The following is a 15,934-nucleotide window of genomic DNA, read 5'->3' on the forward strand; positions in this document are numbered from 1 at the left end:
TGTTCACTAATTCCAGCTACAACCATGTTGTGTGTACCCTTTACAGCTAAACGTGCTTTTTGGGTCGTTTGTCTGTGTTTCAGTTTCATCCTTTTCCCGCTACCCAGCTACGCCTTAACGGTACAAGACGTACCCAATCCCCAAGAAGAGTATGGCGGTTGGGTAACGGATATGGCAAATATCCTCAGCCCAAATACGGAAACTAAGCTGAACCAGATGATTACTGGGTTAAACCGTCAAACTGGGGAGGAAATTGTTGTTGTCACTGTACCAGAAACGACACCTGCACCAAGTCTGAAAGCCTTTAGCACTAAACTGTTCAACTCCTGGAATCTGGGCAAAAAAGGGATACTCTTTTTGGTGTCTAAAAGCGATCGCCGTGTAGAAATTACCACCGGCTACGGCATCGAGTCCCTACTCCCCAATGGGCAAGTCAGCGGCATCATCCAAAAAGAAATTATCCCTCAATTCCGACAGGGGGACTTTGAAGAAGGCATCCTAGCTGGCATTAAGTCAGTAGCGATTAAACTAGGTGGAGATGTTGCTGTTTTACAAGATCTTGCTGTTGATAGTAATAATCCAGCCAATTCTAATCAACAGTCCGGTTATGTGGCGTTAGGCATACTGGTGATCGCTGCGTTGGTGTTGCCTTCTTTTTGGTATTTTTCATCCCTTGGTCGTCGTAGCGATAGTGATATTCCAAGCGAACTTGGTAGTGAAACAGGCGCGGACTAATATAAGTGAAACAGGCGCGGACTAATATAGTAGACCACTGACAACCCGACCAAGAACCCCTCCCCATCCCTCCCCGCAACGGGGAGGGAGCAAGATTTCGGCTTGTGACTAATGTCCTGCTGCTAGGATAATTGCGATCGCGTAGATAACATAAGAACTTCTACCTCTTGATAGGGGCGATTCGTCTTTCGTCCCTATAAAATCTGGCTCTGTTCCAACCCAGAGCTGCTATATATAAACAAGACTACCTATCGTAATGCTGCCCCCAGCAACCATGTCAGAACATCTTACTCCTCCAACAACCAAGCCTCGCGTTTCTCATTTCTCCTCTGGCCCTTGTGCAAAACGCCCTGGTTGGTCTGTTTCTAACCTTCAAAACGCCTGTGTTGGTCGTTCCCATCGTTCTGAAGATGGTAAAGCCAAATTAGCAGAAGTGATTGATCGCTCCAAAAAAATCCTCGGCGTTCCTGCCGATTATCGTTTGGGCATCGTTCCGGCTTCTGATACCGGTGCCGTCGAGATGGCATTGTGGTCACTGCTGGGAGAACGCCCTGTTGATATCCTAGCCTGGGAAAGTTTTGGTCAGGAGTGGGTGAAAGATGTCATAGATGAGCTCAAGTTGCCCGATCTTCGGCTAATCAAGGCACCCTATGGCAGCTTGCCCGATTTAGACCAAGTTGATTTTAGTCATGATGTGGTGTTCTTGTGGAATGGCACAACTTCAGGCGTTAGAGTTCCCAACGGTGATTGGATCAAAGATGACCGTGAGGGATTGACCATCTGTGATGCCACTTCGGCGGTGTTTGCCATGGATGTCCCTTGGAACAAGTTAGATGTGGTGACATACTCTTGGCAAAAGGTGTTGGGTGGAGAAGCCCAGCATGGGATCATCGTCCTCTCACCCCGCGCTGTGGAACGACTCGAACGCTATCAACCCGCTTGGCCGATCCCGAAAATCTTTCGTCTGGCGCAAAAAGGCAAGCTGATTGAAGGCATTTTTAAAGGAGATACCATCAACACCCCCTCCATGTTATGCGTCGAAGATGCCCTCGATGGGCTGACATGGGCGGAAAGCGTCGGTGGACTGCCTGGGTTAATTCGCCGCAGCGAAGCGAACCTAAATGCGATCGCCCAATGGGTTGAGCAAAGCACTTGGGCCGATTTTCTCGCCGAAAAATCGGAGACTCGTTCTTGTACCTCCATTTGCTTGAAGATTGTTGATTCTTGGTTTACCAACCTCAGCCCGGAAGATCAAGCCAAATATACGAAGAAATTGGCGAAACTGCTAGAAAAGCAGGGTGTGGCTTATGATATTGCACCCTATCGCGCTGCCCCACCGGGATTGCGGATTTGGGGAGGAGCAACGGTAGAAACCGCAGATATTGAAGCCTTACTTCCCTGGTTAGATTGGGCTTATGCGACGTTGAAAGCTGAGCTTGCTCCTGTGGCTTAACTGACAAAGCTCGATTAATGCATGTTTTGGATGAAATTCTCTCCCCCCTTAGGGGGGAGAATTTGTTAGGGAGATAGTCGGTTAACCTCCCAAGACTGCTCATCTTGGCGAGAATACAAGAAGCGATCGTGAAGTCGATTGGGACGCCCCTGCCAAAATTCAAAACTGCGGGGAATCACCCGATAACCGCCCCAAAAAGATGGAAGAGGCACTTCATGATTCATGAATTTTTGCTTCATCTGTTCAAACTGCATCTCCAAAATTTGGCGTGAGGAAATGATTGAACTTTGTTGCGAAGACCAAGCTCCAATTTGACTGCCTCTAGGACGAGCTGTAAAATATTTGAGTGAATCAGCCGTAGAGACTTTTGCTGCCGTTCCAATGATTTGCACTTGACGTTCTAAGGGTAACCAAAGAAAAAGTAGAGAGACTTGGGGATTTTCTTGAATCTGGCGAGATTTTCTACTTTCGTAATTGGTAAAAAAGATTAATCCTTCTCGATCAAAGTATTTCAACAGCACAGTCCGTACAGAAGGTTCTGCTTGAGCTGATGCTGTTGCCAAAATCATTGCGTTTGGCTCTAATAAATTAGCCGCACACGCTTCTTTAAACCAAATTTCAAACTGCTCGAAGGGGTCTGATTTTAGGTCTTGGCGTCTGAGACCGGCTCGTGTATATTGTTGTCGTAAATTTTCGATGTCCATAGCTACTGTGAATTGCGCGGTTATAATCGTCAGTATATTAGTTGTTTTGACAGTCCCACGCTTCAAAAAGCGGGGTTTTTCTGGCGATTTCTAGAAGGAAATTTGACCGGAGCAGAGACTGTTTCTAAACTAACTCTCTTAATATAAATCCGCTGACTACCCGTCGCGATCGCTCACGTTGCCGTTACATCCAGCTCTGGGTATCAAAATTTGTAAAAATACCTTGACGATTGAGCCGTCAAAATTTTTTAAATATTGCATAAGTAGCAGCGTAACAAGAGATAAGTAAACAGCCGCCGAGCAAACCTAAATTTGATGTAGCACTGAAAACGATATCACTTTGTTCGCAAAGCGGCTGGAAAACCAAAGAAGCCTGAAGGGTACTGCCTTAACATGGGCAAAATTAGGATGCAGGTGTTCTAAGAGCCTTTGCATCTTTGATAGTTTAGGGTCATGCGTCATTCAACAGGAAGAGAGATGGACGATTTAGAAAATTTTGTTAAACAAGCCTTTGAATCTTTTGTTGAGGAAGTGAACCACGCCTTTGAAGACACTGAAAAAATCCTCCAAGAGGTTGGAGAACAAGTCCAAATTTTCGCTGATGAAATGATTAGAGAAGGAGAAGCCAAGTTCAATGAATTCAATAAATGGTTAAATGAACAACAAAATCATTCCAACCAACCTCGTTGGGAACTGCGGCAAAGGCTTTTTACTCTAGTTCAGGGGGATTGGAATCTAGCGGAGCGGTTACTTGATTCAGCAAAAATGAACTATCCCGGACAGACAGAAGATTGGTACTGGGAAAAAGTCATTTATGACTTGGAGCGCGATCGCAATTAACAGGATTGTGGAGTGCACTTGTTTCCTGTTTATAGGGTGAGTGTACCCAAAATCATATCCACTGATACTTCCTTCTTCTCTTTGTCATTTTATTCCAGCAGGGAATGAGCTTAGCGAAGCAGGAGTATACCTGTTTGTACCAATCCAACAATCAATCCCAAAATTCCGCCTAAATTAACAATAGCTTGTAATTCACTCTTGACAATTCCTTGAATGGTGAGTTCTAGCTCTTCAGGTGTTGTAGCCTTAACCCGGTCAACAATCACCTGATCAATTGACAAAATCGGAATAATTTGGGCGACAATTTTTTCTAAATCTTCTTCTAAATAACGCTCTAAGATTAACGCCAATTCCTGGCTAATTACGCTCAGCGATGTCGTTACAGCCGCCGAAGTCCTCAGCCGATTGAGAATAAGTACCGCCAGATTATTCCAATCAATGGATTCACCTAATCCCTTCAGTACATCAGCACCCCGTTCCTGAACATAGCTGCGAACAGATTCACGGGTCGTTTTACGCAGTTGTCGCACCGTTGAGAGTGGCAGATTTTGCAGGGAAATATTTTGTAACCAGGCTCGCAAGCGTTCTCGTACGGACAGAGAAATTAAGAGTTCTGCAAGACGTGCATTCGCTGCATCTTTCTCATCCAAGCAATAGGTTCGCAGGCGTGTCAAAGAGTTGCGTAGACCCAACAAATTCGCTACAACCCAATAGGTTCCACTCGACTTTTCTCGAAAACCTTCATCAATAATCTGAATATTTCGGTCAGTCAAAAAATCAACCAACGCTTGTCGCATGACATCAGGAGGAAGAACAACCTGCAACAGCCAATCAGATAGCTTTCGTGCCTGTGGTTCACTGAGTTGGAAGTCCAATAAAACTTGATCGAAAATTTGGTTAATTTGGGTTTCCAAAAAATCTTCACGACGAGCAAGTACCTTGAGCAATCGAGGTAACGATTCACCGAATAAATCGCGCAGAATGCTGGCGAGAATTTTGGCAGTTCTCTGCTCTTTATCAACCTTGACTTGATCCAACGCTAGCTGCAAGAGCCAGAGAATAGCTCCCTGAACTCGCTCAGTTTGCAGCAGACGCTGTGCCAAGTTTTGCAATTCACCAGGAGTCAGCAGCGATCCCATAATCGTGTCCGCAATCCGCTTGGCAAGGCGTGCTTGATTGCGGGGAATCAAACCCGGTGTAAAGGGTAGCTGACGCTTCCCAATATAAATAGCTTTGTACGGGCGGAATAGCATCTTAATCGCTATATCGTTGGTGAAATAGCCAATAATTGCACCCGCCACGGGAGGAGCAATGTAAATCCAAGAAGTAGCTAGATCCAAGGTGAGAGTCCAGTCAGGCAAAGCGTCAAGAGAGAGAAGGGCGTAGGGACATCTTTTGAGAACACAGCACCTAACACCCAACTCCCATCTTAGCGAGAACGCCACAAGGCATGATTCCCTCTTCACTAGAAATTGGCGGCTGCTAATTACGGAAATTACCCCTAGTCCCCATTCCCTTTGCTTACCACTAATACTCCCATCATGCCGCCTGCGATGGGATAGTGAGTGGCTGTAAAGCCTGCTTTTTGGGCTAAACTCACTTGCTCTGGTCCGGTGGGAAACCGCTCTAAGCTAGGCGCAATGTAAGCATACTCTTCGGTTAAACCTAATCGTTCAGCGGTAGGCACCACAGCATTTTCCAGATACCACTGCTGAAAGGCACGCATCAACCGATCTTTGGGGCGATGAAAGTCTAAGATAGCCGCTTTGGCACCGGGTTTGAGAACGCGATACAATTCGCTCAAACATCGGGGAATATCCGTTACATTTCGCAATCCATATCCCATAGTTGCCGCGTCGAAATAATTGTCTGCAAAAGGTAAATCGAGGGCGTTGGCTTCCACCCAATGGATGGGAAGTGGAGGATGCTGGTTTTTAACCCGTTGATCGGCGATCGCTAACAAACCCGATGAAAAATCGACCCCATAAACCTGACCGGTTGCTCCTACCTGCCGCGCCAAAAGTTGGGCTAAATCACCACTGCCACAACATAAATCCAAACAGGTATCCCCTGAATTGGCTGCACTCCACTTGAGTGCCATCCGTTTCCAAACACGGTGCTGCCCTAAACTTAACCCATTGTTCAGTTGGTCGTAAACGGGTGCAATGCGGTCAAATAAATCCCGAATTTCTGATGCAGATGAGGTCATAGAGATAGAGGAGGATGAAAAAGTAGTGTCCCTTCATCTTCATGCTTCTTGTGCTCTCGGTCGATAAGCACGGGTACTGGTGAGCGCTAACCCAACCTGCTGCGCTGCCAGATGAATGAGTTTGATTTCATCCTCTTGCAAATGCGTCGTTTTTTGCTTCCATTGAAGCGATAACACCGCCAGCCGTTCACCTCGGTAAATAATGGGGACAAGCAGGTGCATATAGAGACCAACATTTCGATAATATTCCGCCTCTGCTGTCAGGGTCGAACTTGGAGTATTGACCCAAAGCTGAAGCTCTTGAGTCTCATGAGGTGTATCTGTCGTATTGCCAATTACGGCTTGAGCCAGTGGGTCTTTTTCTAGAGGGCTTTCCAGGATTTCAGATTGGGTGTAAATTCCCTTTACGCTCGTGAGTTGGTTATTTTCCACTAGCTGCAAAATGCAGGCATCTGCCGAGAAGTTTTCGCCAAACGCTTGAGCGATGGGTTCCAGACAAGAGTTTAAACTATCGGACTCTTGAGCCGCCTGCACAATCGTCATCAGTAACGCCATTTGTGCCTGTGAGCGATGCAGTTCTTCTGTCCGCTGCTTTAATAGTTCATAGGATTCAGCGGCGCGTTGTACCACCGATCTCAATTCATGAGGGTCCCAAGGCTTTGTAATATATTTGTATACCTGTCCCGAATTAATCGCCTCGACCAAATCCTCAACGTCAGTAAAACCCGTCAGGATTATCCTCACCGTGTCAGGGAACTGAGGAACCGTTTTACTCAAAAACTCTGTTCCTTTCATTTCCGGCATCCGTTGGTCTGAAATGATGACGGCGACTTCCCCTGAAGTCGATAACAAGGATAGGGCGTTGACTCCACTATCGGCTCGAAGTACTTCAAAATCGCGTCGGAAGGTACGGTAGAGTAGATCCAGATTATCTGGTTCATCGTCTACCACTAGCATTTTGGGTTTTTTGGGTCGCTCTAAGCTCATTAACTGACGTTTGATTTGATCAAAATTAGGAATAACATCGTCCATAACAATACGATAAGCTCCTTGCGGCGAATCTAAACTAGCAACCTGACGAGCTGATGTCTAAGGTGATGTTGATATTGGCGTAAAATAAAAAACTTTGGAGAAAGAAAAAATTTGCCCTCACCTGACTCCTCGCTTGTTCTGTCCGCTTTGCCTGTCAATATTATTAATATCCAGTTCAAGATAAATTAATGTCATCTTTCCCGTTACACGTCTTGTTAATTTTGCCTAAGTCATGACTGAAATACCACCGGGCACTCCCGAAAGCTACCCTCAACCTGATGCTGAAAGCCTAAATTTTGAAGATTTAATCCTATTGCTGCGTCGCAAACAAAGTAACTGGGTGGAGTGGGGAAAGGCTTGTCAGCAGCTACAAAAAGCAGGCTACAGTTCCCAGAAGATATTTGAAGAAACTGGGTTTGAGCCAATTCAACAAAATCAAGTGATTGTGGCCTCTCAGGTCTACACCACTTTAATCAATGCTGGGGTTTCCGATGCCGTGCGATCGCGCTTTGAGCGGACGGGTAGCGATTCGTTGTATGAATTGCGTATTTTAACACAAAATGAACGCGGTGCGGCGGCTGAATTTATTGTTGCCAGAAATCTGGATTCTGAAGGAGCGCGTGAAGTTGCCAAAGCGGTTAAAGAATTCTCCCGTCGAAGCACTCTACCCGAAGGTTTTTCCAATCATCCCGGTGATGCAGTGGCTTATGAATATTGGAAACTCGCTCGACAACAAAAGGAGTTACAAGAGCGATCGCGTTTAATTGCACGGGGTTTAATGTTCGCTCATACCCAGGAAGCGCGGCAACAAATTGAAAAGTTGCTGACTGAACTCGCGGGTGGCGAAAGGCGTCCCGCTCCTCGATTACCGTTCTACCGGATCGAAGCCGACGAACAGCAACCTCGCCTATTACCCGTCGCCGGTCGGTTCCCCCTGAATTCAGACGACTTGAACAAAGTTTCCCGCCTTCAAAGTACAGGTTCATTCCAACTGGCAAAGGTTTCTGAGGCACAAACCCTCGTGGCGATACCGGGTTGGCAAGTGATATTGAAGGCACAAGACCCTGTCGGGATTTTGTGTCAAACGAGTCAACTGCCTAATCAACAGGCTGGTAAATCCGAAGAAGTCATGGTAATTGTTGACCGTGGACAGACGGAATGGGACGGCGACAGTTACTTTATCGTTGACCAATCAGGACAGCTAGCCATTGAGTGGTTTCAGGACGCTCCAGATGTCAATCTATTAGGACGCATGATCCTCGTACTCCGTCCGAAGAAATTGTTGGATGAAAATCTCAGCCGCGATGTCTGGCAAATCGATGAATAAGCGAACAGGGATTCAATTCGGCACGATTTAACTTCTGAAACTCTTGTAGGATGGGCCGAAAAGCCCGTCCTTCTAAGCTGGCAATGCAGAGGGGACAGCAACGTTTTTCAGCACAGTCATGGGGCCTTGTTCTATTAAAATCTGGATCTGCTCCTGGGAACGTACCGCGAGGGTACCCGCAAATCCTAAGGAGTTTACAGGAATTGACTCAAACGATTCCAGTGAGCGCGGCACGAGTAACATCCACTCCCGTGTTGCCAAAAGATTATAAGCACCAGATTGCTGATGAGAACTCTCGTTGCTTAAACCCAAGACTTGAAGCATTGTGTGATACTGCTCCAAGGTTAAAGCAGCCGCTTCTTGTGGAGACTGCAACCCACACGAGTCTAACTGTGCGATCGCATGGGCGAAAGGCAAGCCGGGTATAGTTCCAATCGACCCGTCAAAGTGGATGGATGCGAGTAGAGGTGCGATCGGTACCTTGAGTCCGTTGGGTACAAGCGGCAGTGGCACCAATTGCAAGTGCTTGTGTCGCTGGCTAGCACCCGCCAATTTGCCTGCATTGTAAAACACCAAGCCGTCAATTTCGGCAAGACATGCCCACATAGCCACAAAATCTTGCAGAGTCAGTAACCTGTCCTGCTCTTCAAACTCTCGCGTGACGATCAGCAGGTGATGGTCGAGTACATTAAATTTGTTCAATAGACACAGATGGGTGTCGGAAATGTCTGCAACGAATAAATCCTCCTCGTAAGGAAGAAACGGGTTAAACTCCTTCCCGGAGGTTGTTTTTTGTTGATCCTGATTCTTTTTTGCTTTTTCCTTGCGGACGAGATTAGGCAAAACCCGAACCAGGAAATTAACGCCGTCTTGCTCAATCCATTGGCATTCAGTCGGGATGGGCTGGAGTGCACCGCAACCGAGGGCGTGTTCGGTTGTCTGGGTCACTTTTGCCCACAAAGTACCTGATTCTAACCGTAGTGTTGCTGGTACATTTTCTTCGGTTTGGGACATGGTGAAATCTCTTTGGCAGCGTCTGATTCTCCTGTGATATCCCAAGTTGCGGTCAAATGTGAAGGTTTATAGGACTATAGTGAGCGTTATTTTGGCTTTGTGCGATCGCGTGAGGTGATCGCATCTTGGAGTTTTTGATTTTTTATGCTGTTACTGCCTCTGCTTCTACGTCATCTTCTGATTCATCTCTGACTTTGAAATACCAGTAGAGGTTAGCAACGGCTAAGTTTGAGGCGTTTTGTAAGTTGGCAGGGACTAAGGTTTTATAACCTGCGATCGCGGATTGTTCGCTGATGTATGATGCAAATTCTTGACGTAAGCTTGGTTTCATCATCAAAACTAGCTGATCTTGCAGGGATGCAGGATGAGATTTTTGCTTTAAATTCTCGTAGAGTAACTGTTCTGGTGGTGCAGTTAAGGCGGTTGTATCGGCGTTGATGTCTGGGTTAGCTGTGACTTCTGGGTTGTCGAAGTCGGCACTTTGGAGGAGTTTGAGTTCAGATGGAGGGAGCGATCGCATCCAATCTACATGATTTTGCCAAGACTCTAAGACAGCTAAATCGTGGTCGTGAATTCGGATAAGTTCGGGGAAGAGGAAATCGAGTTCATCTTCGGTTTCACAGCGTTCAATTACAGTCAGGGAATCTTGACGGATTTTGTCTTGGAGGGACGAGAGGCGATCGCTTACTGCTGCTAGCTGATTTTGCAATTGAAACGACAAAGTGATTGTCTGGTCAATTGTCCAAGCACATTCCAGCCTACGGAGTTGTCCAGCCGCACAAGTTTCTGACAACAACTGAGGATTGTTATAGTCTGCTAATGCCTCTGTTAACATTAACTGTGCGCTTGCTAAGGTAGCGTTTCTAATACTCAGATCTTCGCACACCATAGCGGTTTTCATGAGCTTAGTTGCTTCTAGAAACTTCCCATAAGCCCGAATCAAAACTAGACGATGCTGCTCAAACTTGATATCTTGGGCAACCTCATCAATTCGCTGGATGATTTCTGAACCTTGGTCTTTTAGAGCTTTTTTTAGGTCAATAAAACCATTTTTGACTTCTAGCTTGAGTTGCTTTACATCTTCTCTCAGCTTCAGAGTTTGCCACAAGTTGACGGCTATCAATGCTACACCTGCAAACGTGCCGATACCAATCACAACTGTAGTTGCTTGCAAAACTCCTAAGCTAGCTTGGACAGCTTGAAATCCTCTGTGCATTTGGTACATCTGTCCTGCACTCATTGCCATCTGTGGAATAGCTGCCAACGGATTCAGCACAGCGCCGCTATTGCTCAGAATACCCACTGCATTACCAGCAAAGTGACCAGCATTCGCAGTGCCTTTAGCCCATCTAACTACGCCTATTGGTACTCCTCCAGAATAAACTTGATCATATATGCCAGCAGCAAGACCAGCCTGAATGTGAGGGGAAAATTGAAACAGCATAGTTCTGCCTCAGTGGGAGTTCTTTATCTTAGAGCCTAATTTGTCTCATTAAGAAAAGTCACTGAATTTATCTAAATTTTAAACACTTTCAACTGAAGCTAAGCAATACTAGATTTAAATTGATTACCTTAGACAGGTTATGAATACTGCCCTAGTCACTTCTGAGGCTGTTGAACTTTTTTCGCGCATTACTGGGCAAAAGCTCAGTCAAAAAACTCTCACTCCTTCTGTGATTTTCTTAGCAGCTTTGGTAACGGTTCTACTGGGGGTGATGTTGGCAGATGGCACTGTGACAGAGGAAGAAAAGCAGCGCTGGCAAAAAAGCATCAATAAATTTATCCCTCCAGAGGGTAATGTACGTCAATTGACGCAGCTTTTGAGTAAAGGAGTCAGACAGAATCAGGTATATAAAAAACTTAACGATTTGCTAACGCTGACGGCTCCGCTTTCAGAATCGGAAAGGCTGTTGTTGATTGGCTTTGGCTATGAAATGTCAGCAGCCGATGGAGTAATGGACGCTCGTGAGAAGAAGTATTTGGAGGTAATTGCCAATCGACTAGGAATTAACCCACGACACTTGGCGGTTCTCGAAGCTGGGTTCACTCATCAAGGAACTGTGGAACCATCTGCCTTGGATGAGGTGCAGTCTTTACTTGATCCAGCTCGGTTCCATGAATTGGATAGTGTTTTTGTTAAAGCTACCAGTGATATGTTGGCAGCTCTACCTGCTAAATCTGAACACAAAGGGATGCAATTACAGCAATCTACATCTTACAAGCATTTAAAAGAGTTCCAGGAGTATCGGCAGCAATTAAGTAATTTTTGCAATCAACTTTTCCAGATAATTCAAAATTGTAGCAATCGTGATTTCCTACCTCATACTCTCACAGAGGAGATAAATAAGATATCTAAAAACTTACAATTGCAGCCATTTAGACTGGCAGTTTTAGGAGAGTTTAGTCAAGGTAAATCAACCTTACTAAATGCTTTGCTGGGTGAAAAAATTCAACCTGTAAGAGCAATTCCCTGTAGTGGTACTGTTACAGTTTTGAAATATGGAGCGCAAAGACGGGTAATCTGTCGCTATAAGGATGGACGAGAGGAAGAGATTCCCTTTGAGCAGTATCAAGTAAAAGCTGCCATTCCCAAAGAAGCAGCACGAGATCATCGCAGTGATGAGCTGGCACAATCCGATCTTGACGAAATCATTTTAGAACATCCTGATTTGGAGTTATGTAAAAGTGGTGTAGAAATCATTGATTCCCCAGGATTGAATGAAAATCCTCTGAGGACGACTATCACTCAGAAACTTCTTAAGGATACAGATGCAGCTATTTTCCTAACAAATGCCATGCGTCTCCTCCCTGAGAAGGAAAAAGAATTGATACAAAATGTAAGGGTACAACTGAATGGGGGTAAAAAAAACGAGCCAATCGGAAATCTGTTTTTAGTTGTTAATTTTATGGATTTGCTGGACGAGGAAGAAGATTGTGAAGATGTAATACAGCGAATTGAGAGCTTTGTCAAAGAAGAAAATCTGCTACTTAAGGCTGAAAACCGACTCCACTTTATCTCTGCAAAATCAGCGCTGAAGGCAATTTTAAAAGGAAATGAAGATGATTATCTGAAAGCTTTTCAGATTTTCACCCAGTCTTTGGAGGAGTTCCTAACAAGCGAGTGCGGTTCCATAAAACTCAAACAGTTCATCACTAAAATTAATACTTTGGTTCAATCAAGTTTTCAGGGGCTGCGCCAAGCAGAGGAAGTTTTAGACGGCAAGGTTAACCTCTCTGAAGTAGAAAAGCAAAAAATATTGGAACAAATTGGAGAAGCTAGCGGTCGTGATGTCAGAATTCGTCTTTTAGCAGACCAACTAATAGAGAGTGTGGTTGAACAATCGGCTGAGTCTTGGGATGAATGGAGTGAAGGTTTGAGTGAACGAATGGCTCAGAAGAGCCTAAGCTGGACTTCAGAACACAATCCCGTTTTGAGCCAAGACAAACTAATCAAAGACTACATGAGTCAATTTCTTCAAGACTTAACACAAGAGATAGATGCTTGGGGAAACAACACTTTTAGAGATGTAATATTACAACAAAATATTAAAATATTAGACGAAAGAATTTCTCAAGAGTTAGAAGCAATTCAAGCAGAGTTTAAAAGCTTTGATCAACAAGTAAAAAGTCATTTGACTGAGCAACTTAACCTCTCAATAAGTGGAATTAATGATAATTTTTGGGGTTTTGGAGGTTTTGGCGGTGGCATTGGAGTAGGTGGTGCTTTAGCTGCTGGATTAGTAGCATTTGCAGGAATTGGCTTCATTGCAATAATTCTAGCAAGCGTAGCCGCAGCAATTGTTGGGGGTTTTGGACTGTCAATGCTAGATATCGATGGGCTTAGAGACAAAATAAAACTTAAAGTTTTTGAAATAGGATTCCAAAAATTTAATGAATCAATGGATAAAGTTTCAGAAAAATTCTATGAGATTGTTGGTTCAGTCTTTAATAACCGAGTTGAATCAGCAAGCCAGGTCATTACACAAGCAATTTTGCTTTATGAAAATCTATTAGAGCAGCAGGAAAAAACTTACAAAGACAGTTTGGAACAGCGCGAGGCTGACAAAGTTTGGATCACTCAGAAGCGACAAGAACTTGAGCAGGTGCAGAAGAATATCGAGGCAATTCTCCCTTCCTGAAAAGCAAAAGTACGTGGCGATTCCTGTGTTGAACCTAAGATACCCTAGACAGACACAATAAACAGTTGTCAATCCCTAATTAACCGTGCCAGTTAGCGGCGAACTAGCGCTGGCATAACTTTTCATCGGCATTCGACCCGACAGATAGGCAAGACGCCCTGCTTCTGCTGCCATACCCATTGCTCTCCCCATCGCGACGGGGTTTTGCGCCAGCGCGATCGCACTGTTAATTAATAAAGCATCTGCCCCCAACTCCATCGAATAAGCCGCCTCGCTGGGCGTGCCAATTCCCGCATCCACCACCACCGGCACATTGGCTTCTTCAATAATGATTTGGATATTGGCGGCATTCTTAATCCCCTGTCCCGAACCAATCGGTGAACCCAAGGGCATTACCGTCACACAACCCACCTCTTCCAATCGTTTCGCTAACAAGGGGTCGGCATTAATATAAGGCAATACGGCAAAACCTTCTTTCACCAATTGCTCTGCGGCTTCTAAAGTACCAATAGGGTCAGGGAGTAAATACTTAGCGTCCGGAATCACTTCTAACTTGACAAAATTATTATCTTCCTGTCCCAATAGTTTTGCCATTTCCCGACCTAACCGCGCTACCCGCACGGCTTCTTCTGCCGTTTTACACCCGGCTGTGTTTGGTAACATCCAAATTTTCGTCCAATCCAGCGCCTCTGCTAATCCTTCATGTCCGGGGGCTTGGGTTTGCACCCGACGCACGGCAACAGTGACAATCTGGCTACCACTTGCCGCAATGCTCTGTTGCATGAGTTCTAGGTTGCTATACTTGCCCGTACCCGTCATCAGGCGAGAATTAAACGTTCGTCCCGCAATAATCAGCTTGTCTGTGGATTGTTCCGGGAAAGATGGGATTTGAGGGGCAAGGACGGAGGACTTTGAATTGAGCGACGAATTGCTGGAGAAAACCATCGGGCTTGTCTGAGCAGGAGCAGATTGAGTATAGAGTCGGTCGTAGCGGAAATGTTCTAGGAGGGGGTGAAATTTTTGCTGACTAATTAAGTCGGCAATTAACACAGCTGTTCCGGGTGCTAAAAGAATGCCGTTACGATAGTGACCGGTCGCCAGGGTGAGATTCTTACAAGGGCTGGTGCCGAGAATCGGTAATTCATCCGGTGTTGCGGGACGAAACCCCCACCAGCACTCTTGTATCGCCCAGTCCTGCAATTCCGGATACAAGCGTATTGCTTGCGCTAAAAGGGTTTGAATCCCGGCTGGTGTATTGTGAGGGGCAAAGCCAACCTCTTCAACGGTGGCTCCGATGATAATTCGTCCGTCTCGACGCGGCACGATATAAGTGTTGGAACCGTAAAGGATTCGCTGTAAAGGCAAGGGCTGACGTTTGTCTAAGGGGACTTGTACCGACAACATCTGACCTTTTTTGGGACGGACGGGCAATGGCAATAAGCCACTCGACCAGGCACCGGTTGCTAAGACGTAATGGTCGGCTTGAAACTCACCCGCAGAGGTTCTGAGTTCGCGAATCTGGTGATTTTGCTGCTCAATGGCTTCGACTTCAATGCCTTCACGCAGATTCACACCCAATTCCTGAGCGGCTAGACGTAAGGCTTGAGCCAGTTCCCGGTTATCCACCTGTCCATCTTCCGGGTACCACCACCCGCCGACGACATCCGAACCTAAACCGGGTTGATACAAATGAATGGCTTTTTGGTCTAACCAAGAGGCTGATTCTGCTTCCGCGCCTGTTCCATCTTGTTTGGATGCGATCGCCTCTTCATAAACTGGTGCTAAAATTCCCGATGGCCAATAGCCTGTTGCCACACCCGTTAGCTGTTCTAGCTTACGAATCCATTCCGGATACAGCGATCGGGACCAACGGCATAAATCCAACATGGGACTTTGGGGAATCCTTTCTGCCCAAGGAGCCAACATCCCTGCGGCGGCTAGGGTAGACCCTTGTTGGAAATCGCGGGTGATGAGGGTTACTGTTGCGCCCCGTAATTTGAGTTCAACGGCGATCGCTAAACCGATCACGCCGCCGCCGATGATGAGAATGTCACTTGCTGCGTTCATGGGAAAAAATTGAGACGCGCCTCGGACACGCCTACGCCGTTGTTCGTTACCGCCTTAAACCGAGAACAAACAACTAAAACTCAAGCTCTCCATCTTACCATAACGCAGGCACACCTTGGTTAGCCTCTGACTGCCCCGCGCCGGTGTTGGTGGCTTCGGGATTTAAAGTACCATCAGGGGATTGTGCATTACCCTGATTGTTTTGGGCTTGCCGGAGCCGCTGATTGGCGGGTTGTACTTGTGTGCGAGTTCCGGGTTGGTTTTGTGTTGTGTCTGAAGTATCGCCCGTTTGGTTGGCACTTTGATTCCGACCCGGAAAGGGAAATCGATTACACCCAGTTACTACCCCCACAAGCACTGTAGCTACAACGACCCTGCCAATTAATCTCATCAATTTATGCATAAACCTGGGTC

The 15,934-nt window shown here is 45.9% G+C and carries 13 protein-coding genes; 5 read left to right on the top strand and 8 right to left on the bottom strand.

Going from position 1 to position 15,934, the window contains the following annotated elements:
* The first annotated feature begins 24 nt into the window (after positions 1-24).
* The gene (locus MIC7113_RS33000) at positions 25-735 is read left to right on the top strand and encodes a TPM domain-containing protein (RefSeq protein WP_015180739.1); all 711 of its coding nucleotides are present in this window, start codon (positions 25-27) and stop codon (positions 733-735) included.
* Between the two features lie 274 nt (positions 736-1,009).
* Positions 1,010-2,188: a phosphoserine transaminase gene (locus MIC7113_RS03215; protein WP_041780404.1), complete on the top strand. Its 1,179-nt coding sequence runs from the start codon at positions 1,010-1,012 to the stop codon at positions 2,186-2,188.
* A gap of 65 nt (positions 2,189-2,253) precedes the next feature.
* Here MIC7113_RS03215 and pdxH read toward each other — a convergent pair whose 3' ends face one another.
* Positions 2,254-2,892: a pyridoxamine 5'-phosphate oxidase gene (gene pdxH / locus MIC7113_RS03220; protein WP_015180741.1), complete on the bottom strand. Its 639-nt coding sequence runs from the start codon at positions 2,890-2,892 to the stop codon at positions 2,254-2,256.
* 477 nt (positions 2,893-3,369) lie between these two features.
* Here pdxH and MIC7113_RS03225 point away from each other — a divergent pair, with 477 nt between their 5' ends.
* The gene (locus MIC7113_RS03225; RefSeq protein ID WP_015180742.1) at positions 3,370-3,732 is read left to right on the top strand and encodes a hypothetical protein; all 363 of its coding nucleotides are present in this window, start codon (positions 3,370-3,372) and stop codon (positions 3,730-3,732) included.
* 110 nt (positions 3,733-3,842) lie between these two features.
* Here MIC7113_RS03225 and MIC7113_RS03230 read toward each other — a convergent pair whose 3' ends face one another.
* From MIC7113_RS03230 to MIC7113_RS03240, 3 genes are all read right to left on the bottom strand, one after another.
* The gene (locus tag MIC7113_RS03230; protein ID WP_226883587.1) at positions 3,843-5,093 is read right to left on the bottom strand and encodes a DUF445 domain-containing protein; all 1,251 of its coding nucleotides are present in this window, start codon (positions 5,091-5,093) and stop codon (positions 3,843-3,845) included.
* A gap of 140 nt (positions 5,094-5,233) precedes the next feature.
* Entirely contained in the window at positions 5,234-5,941 is a 708-nt protein-coding gene (gene ubiE / locus MIC7113_RS03235) for a bifunctional demethylmenaquinone methyltransferase/2-methoxy-6-polyprenyl-1,4-benzoquinol methylase UbiE (protein ID WP_015180744.1), read from the bottom strand.
* 39 nt (positions 5,942-5,980) lie between these two features.
* Complete coding sequence (locus MIC7113_RS03240) at positions 5,981-6,973, bottom strand: response regulator (protein ID WP_015180745.1); 993 nt, start codon at positions 6,971-6,973, stop codon at positions 5,981-5,983.
* A gap of 232 nt (positions 6,974-7,205) precedes the next feature.
* On the opposite strand from MIC7113_RS03240, the gene MIC7113_RS03245 reads away from it, so the two are divergent.
* Entirely contained in the window at positions 7,206-8,300 is a 1,095-nt protein-coding gene (locus tag MIC7113_RS03245) for a RuBisCO accumulation factor 1 (RefSeq protein WP_015180746.1), read from the top strand.
* A gap of 72 nt (positions 8,301-8,372) precedes the next feature.
* On the opposite strand, the gene MIC7113_RS03250 is transcribed toward MIC7113_RS03245, so the two are convergent.
* Both MIC7113_RS03250 and MIC7113_RS03255 read right to left on the bottom strand, forming a co-directional pair.
* Complete coding sequence (locus MIC7113_RS03250) at positions 8,373-9,314, bottom strand: ATP adenylyltransferase family protein (protein ID WP_015180747.1); 942 nt, start codon at positions 9,312-9,314, stop codon at positions 8,373-8,375.
* 142 nt (positions 9,315-9,456) lie between these two features.
* Positions 9,457-10,758, bottom strand: a complete 1,302-nt coding sequence (locus MIC7113_RS03255; RefSeq protein WP_015180748.1) for a hypothetical protein — start codon at positions 10,756-10,758, stop codon at positions 9,457-9,459.
* A 139-nt stretch (positions 10,759-10,897) separates the two neighbouring features.
* On the opposite strand from MIC7113_RS03255, the gene MIC7113_RS03260 reads away from it, so the two are divergent.
* Complete coding sequence (locus MIC7113_RS03260; RefSeq protein WP_015180749.1) at positions 10,898-13,453, top strand: dynamin family protein; 2,556 nt, start codon at positions 10,898-10,900, stop codon at positions 13,451-13,453.
* A 75-nt stretch (positions 13,454-13,528) separates the two neighbouring features.
* Here MIC7113_RS03260 and thiO read toward each other — a convergent pair whose 3' ends face one another.
* Both thiO and MIC7113_RS03270 read right to left on the bottom strand, forming a co-directional pair.
* Complete coding sequence (thiO, locus tag MIC7113_RS38855) at positions 13,529-15,520, bottom strand: glycine oxidase ThiO (protein WP_015180750.1); 1,992 nt, start codon at positions 15,518-15,520, stop codon at positions 13,529-13,531.
* Positions 15,521-15,614: 94 nt separating this feature from the next.
* Positions 15,615-15,923: a hypothetical protein gene (locus MIC7113_RS03270; protein ID WP_015180751.1), complete on the bottom strand. Its 309-nt coding sequence runs from the start codon at positions 15,921-15,923 to the stop codon at positions 15,615-15,617.
* Positions 15,924-15,934 lie beyond the last annotated feature (11 nt).

This window comes from Allocoleopsis franciscana PCC 7113, from assembly GCF_000317515.1.
GTDB classification, from domain to species: Bacteria; Cyanobacteriota; Cyanobacteriia; order Cyanobacteriales; family Coleofasciculaceae; genus Allocoleopsis; species Allocoleopsis franciscana.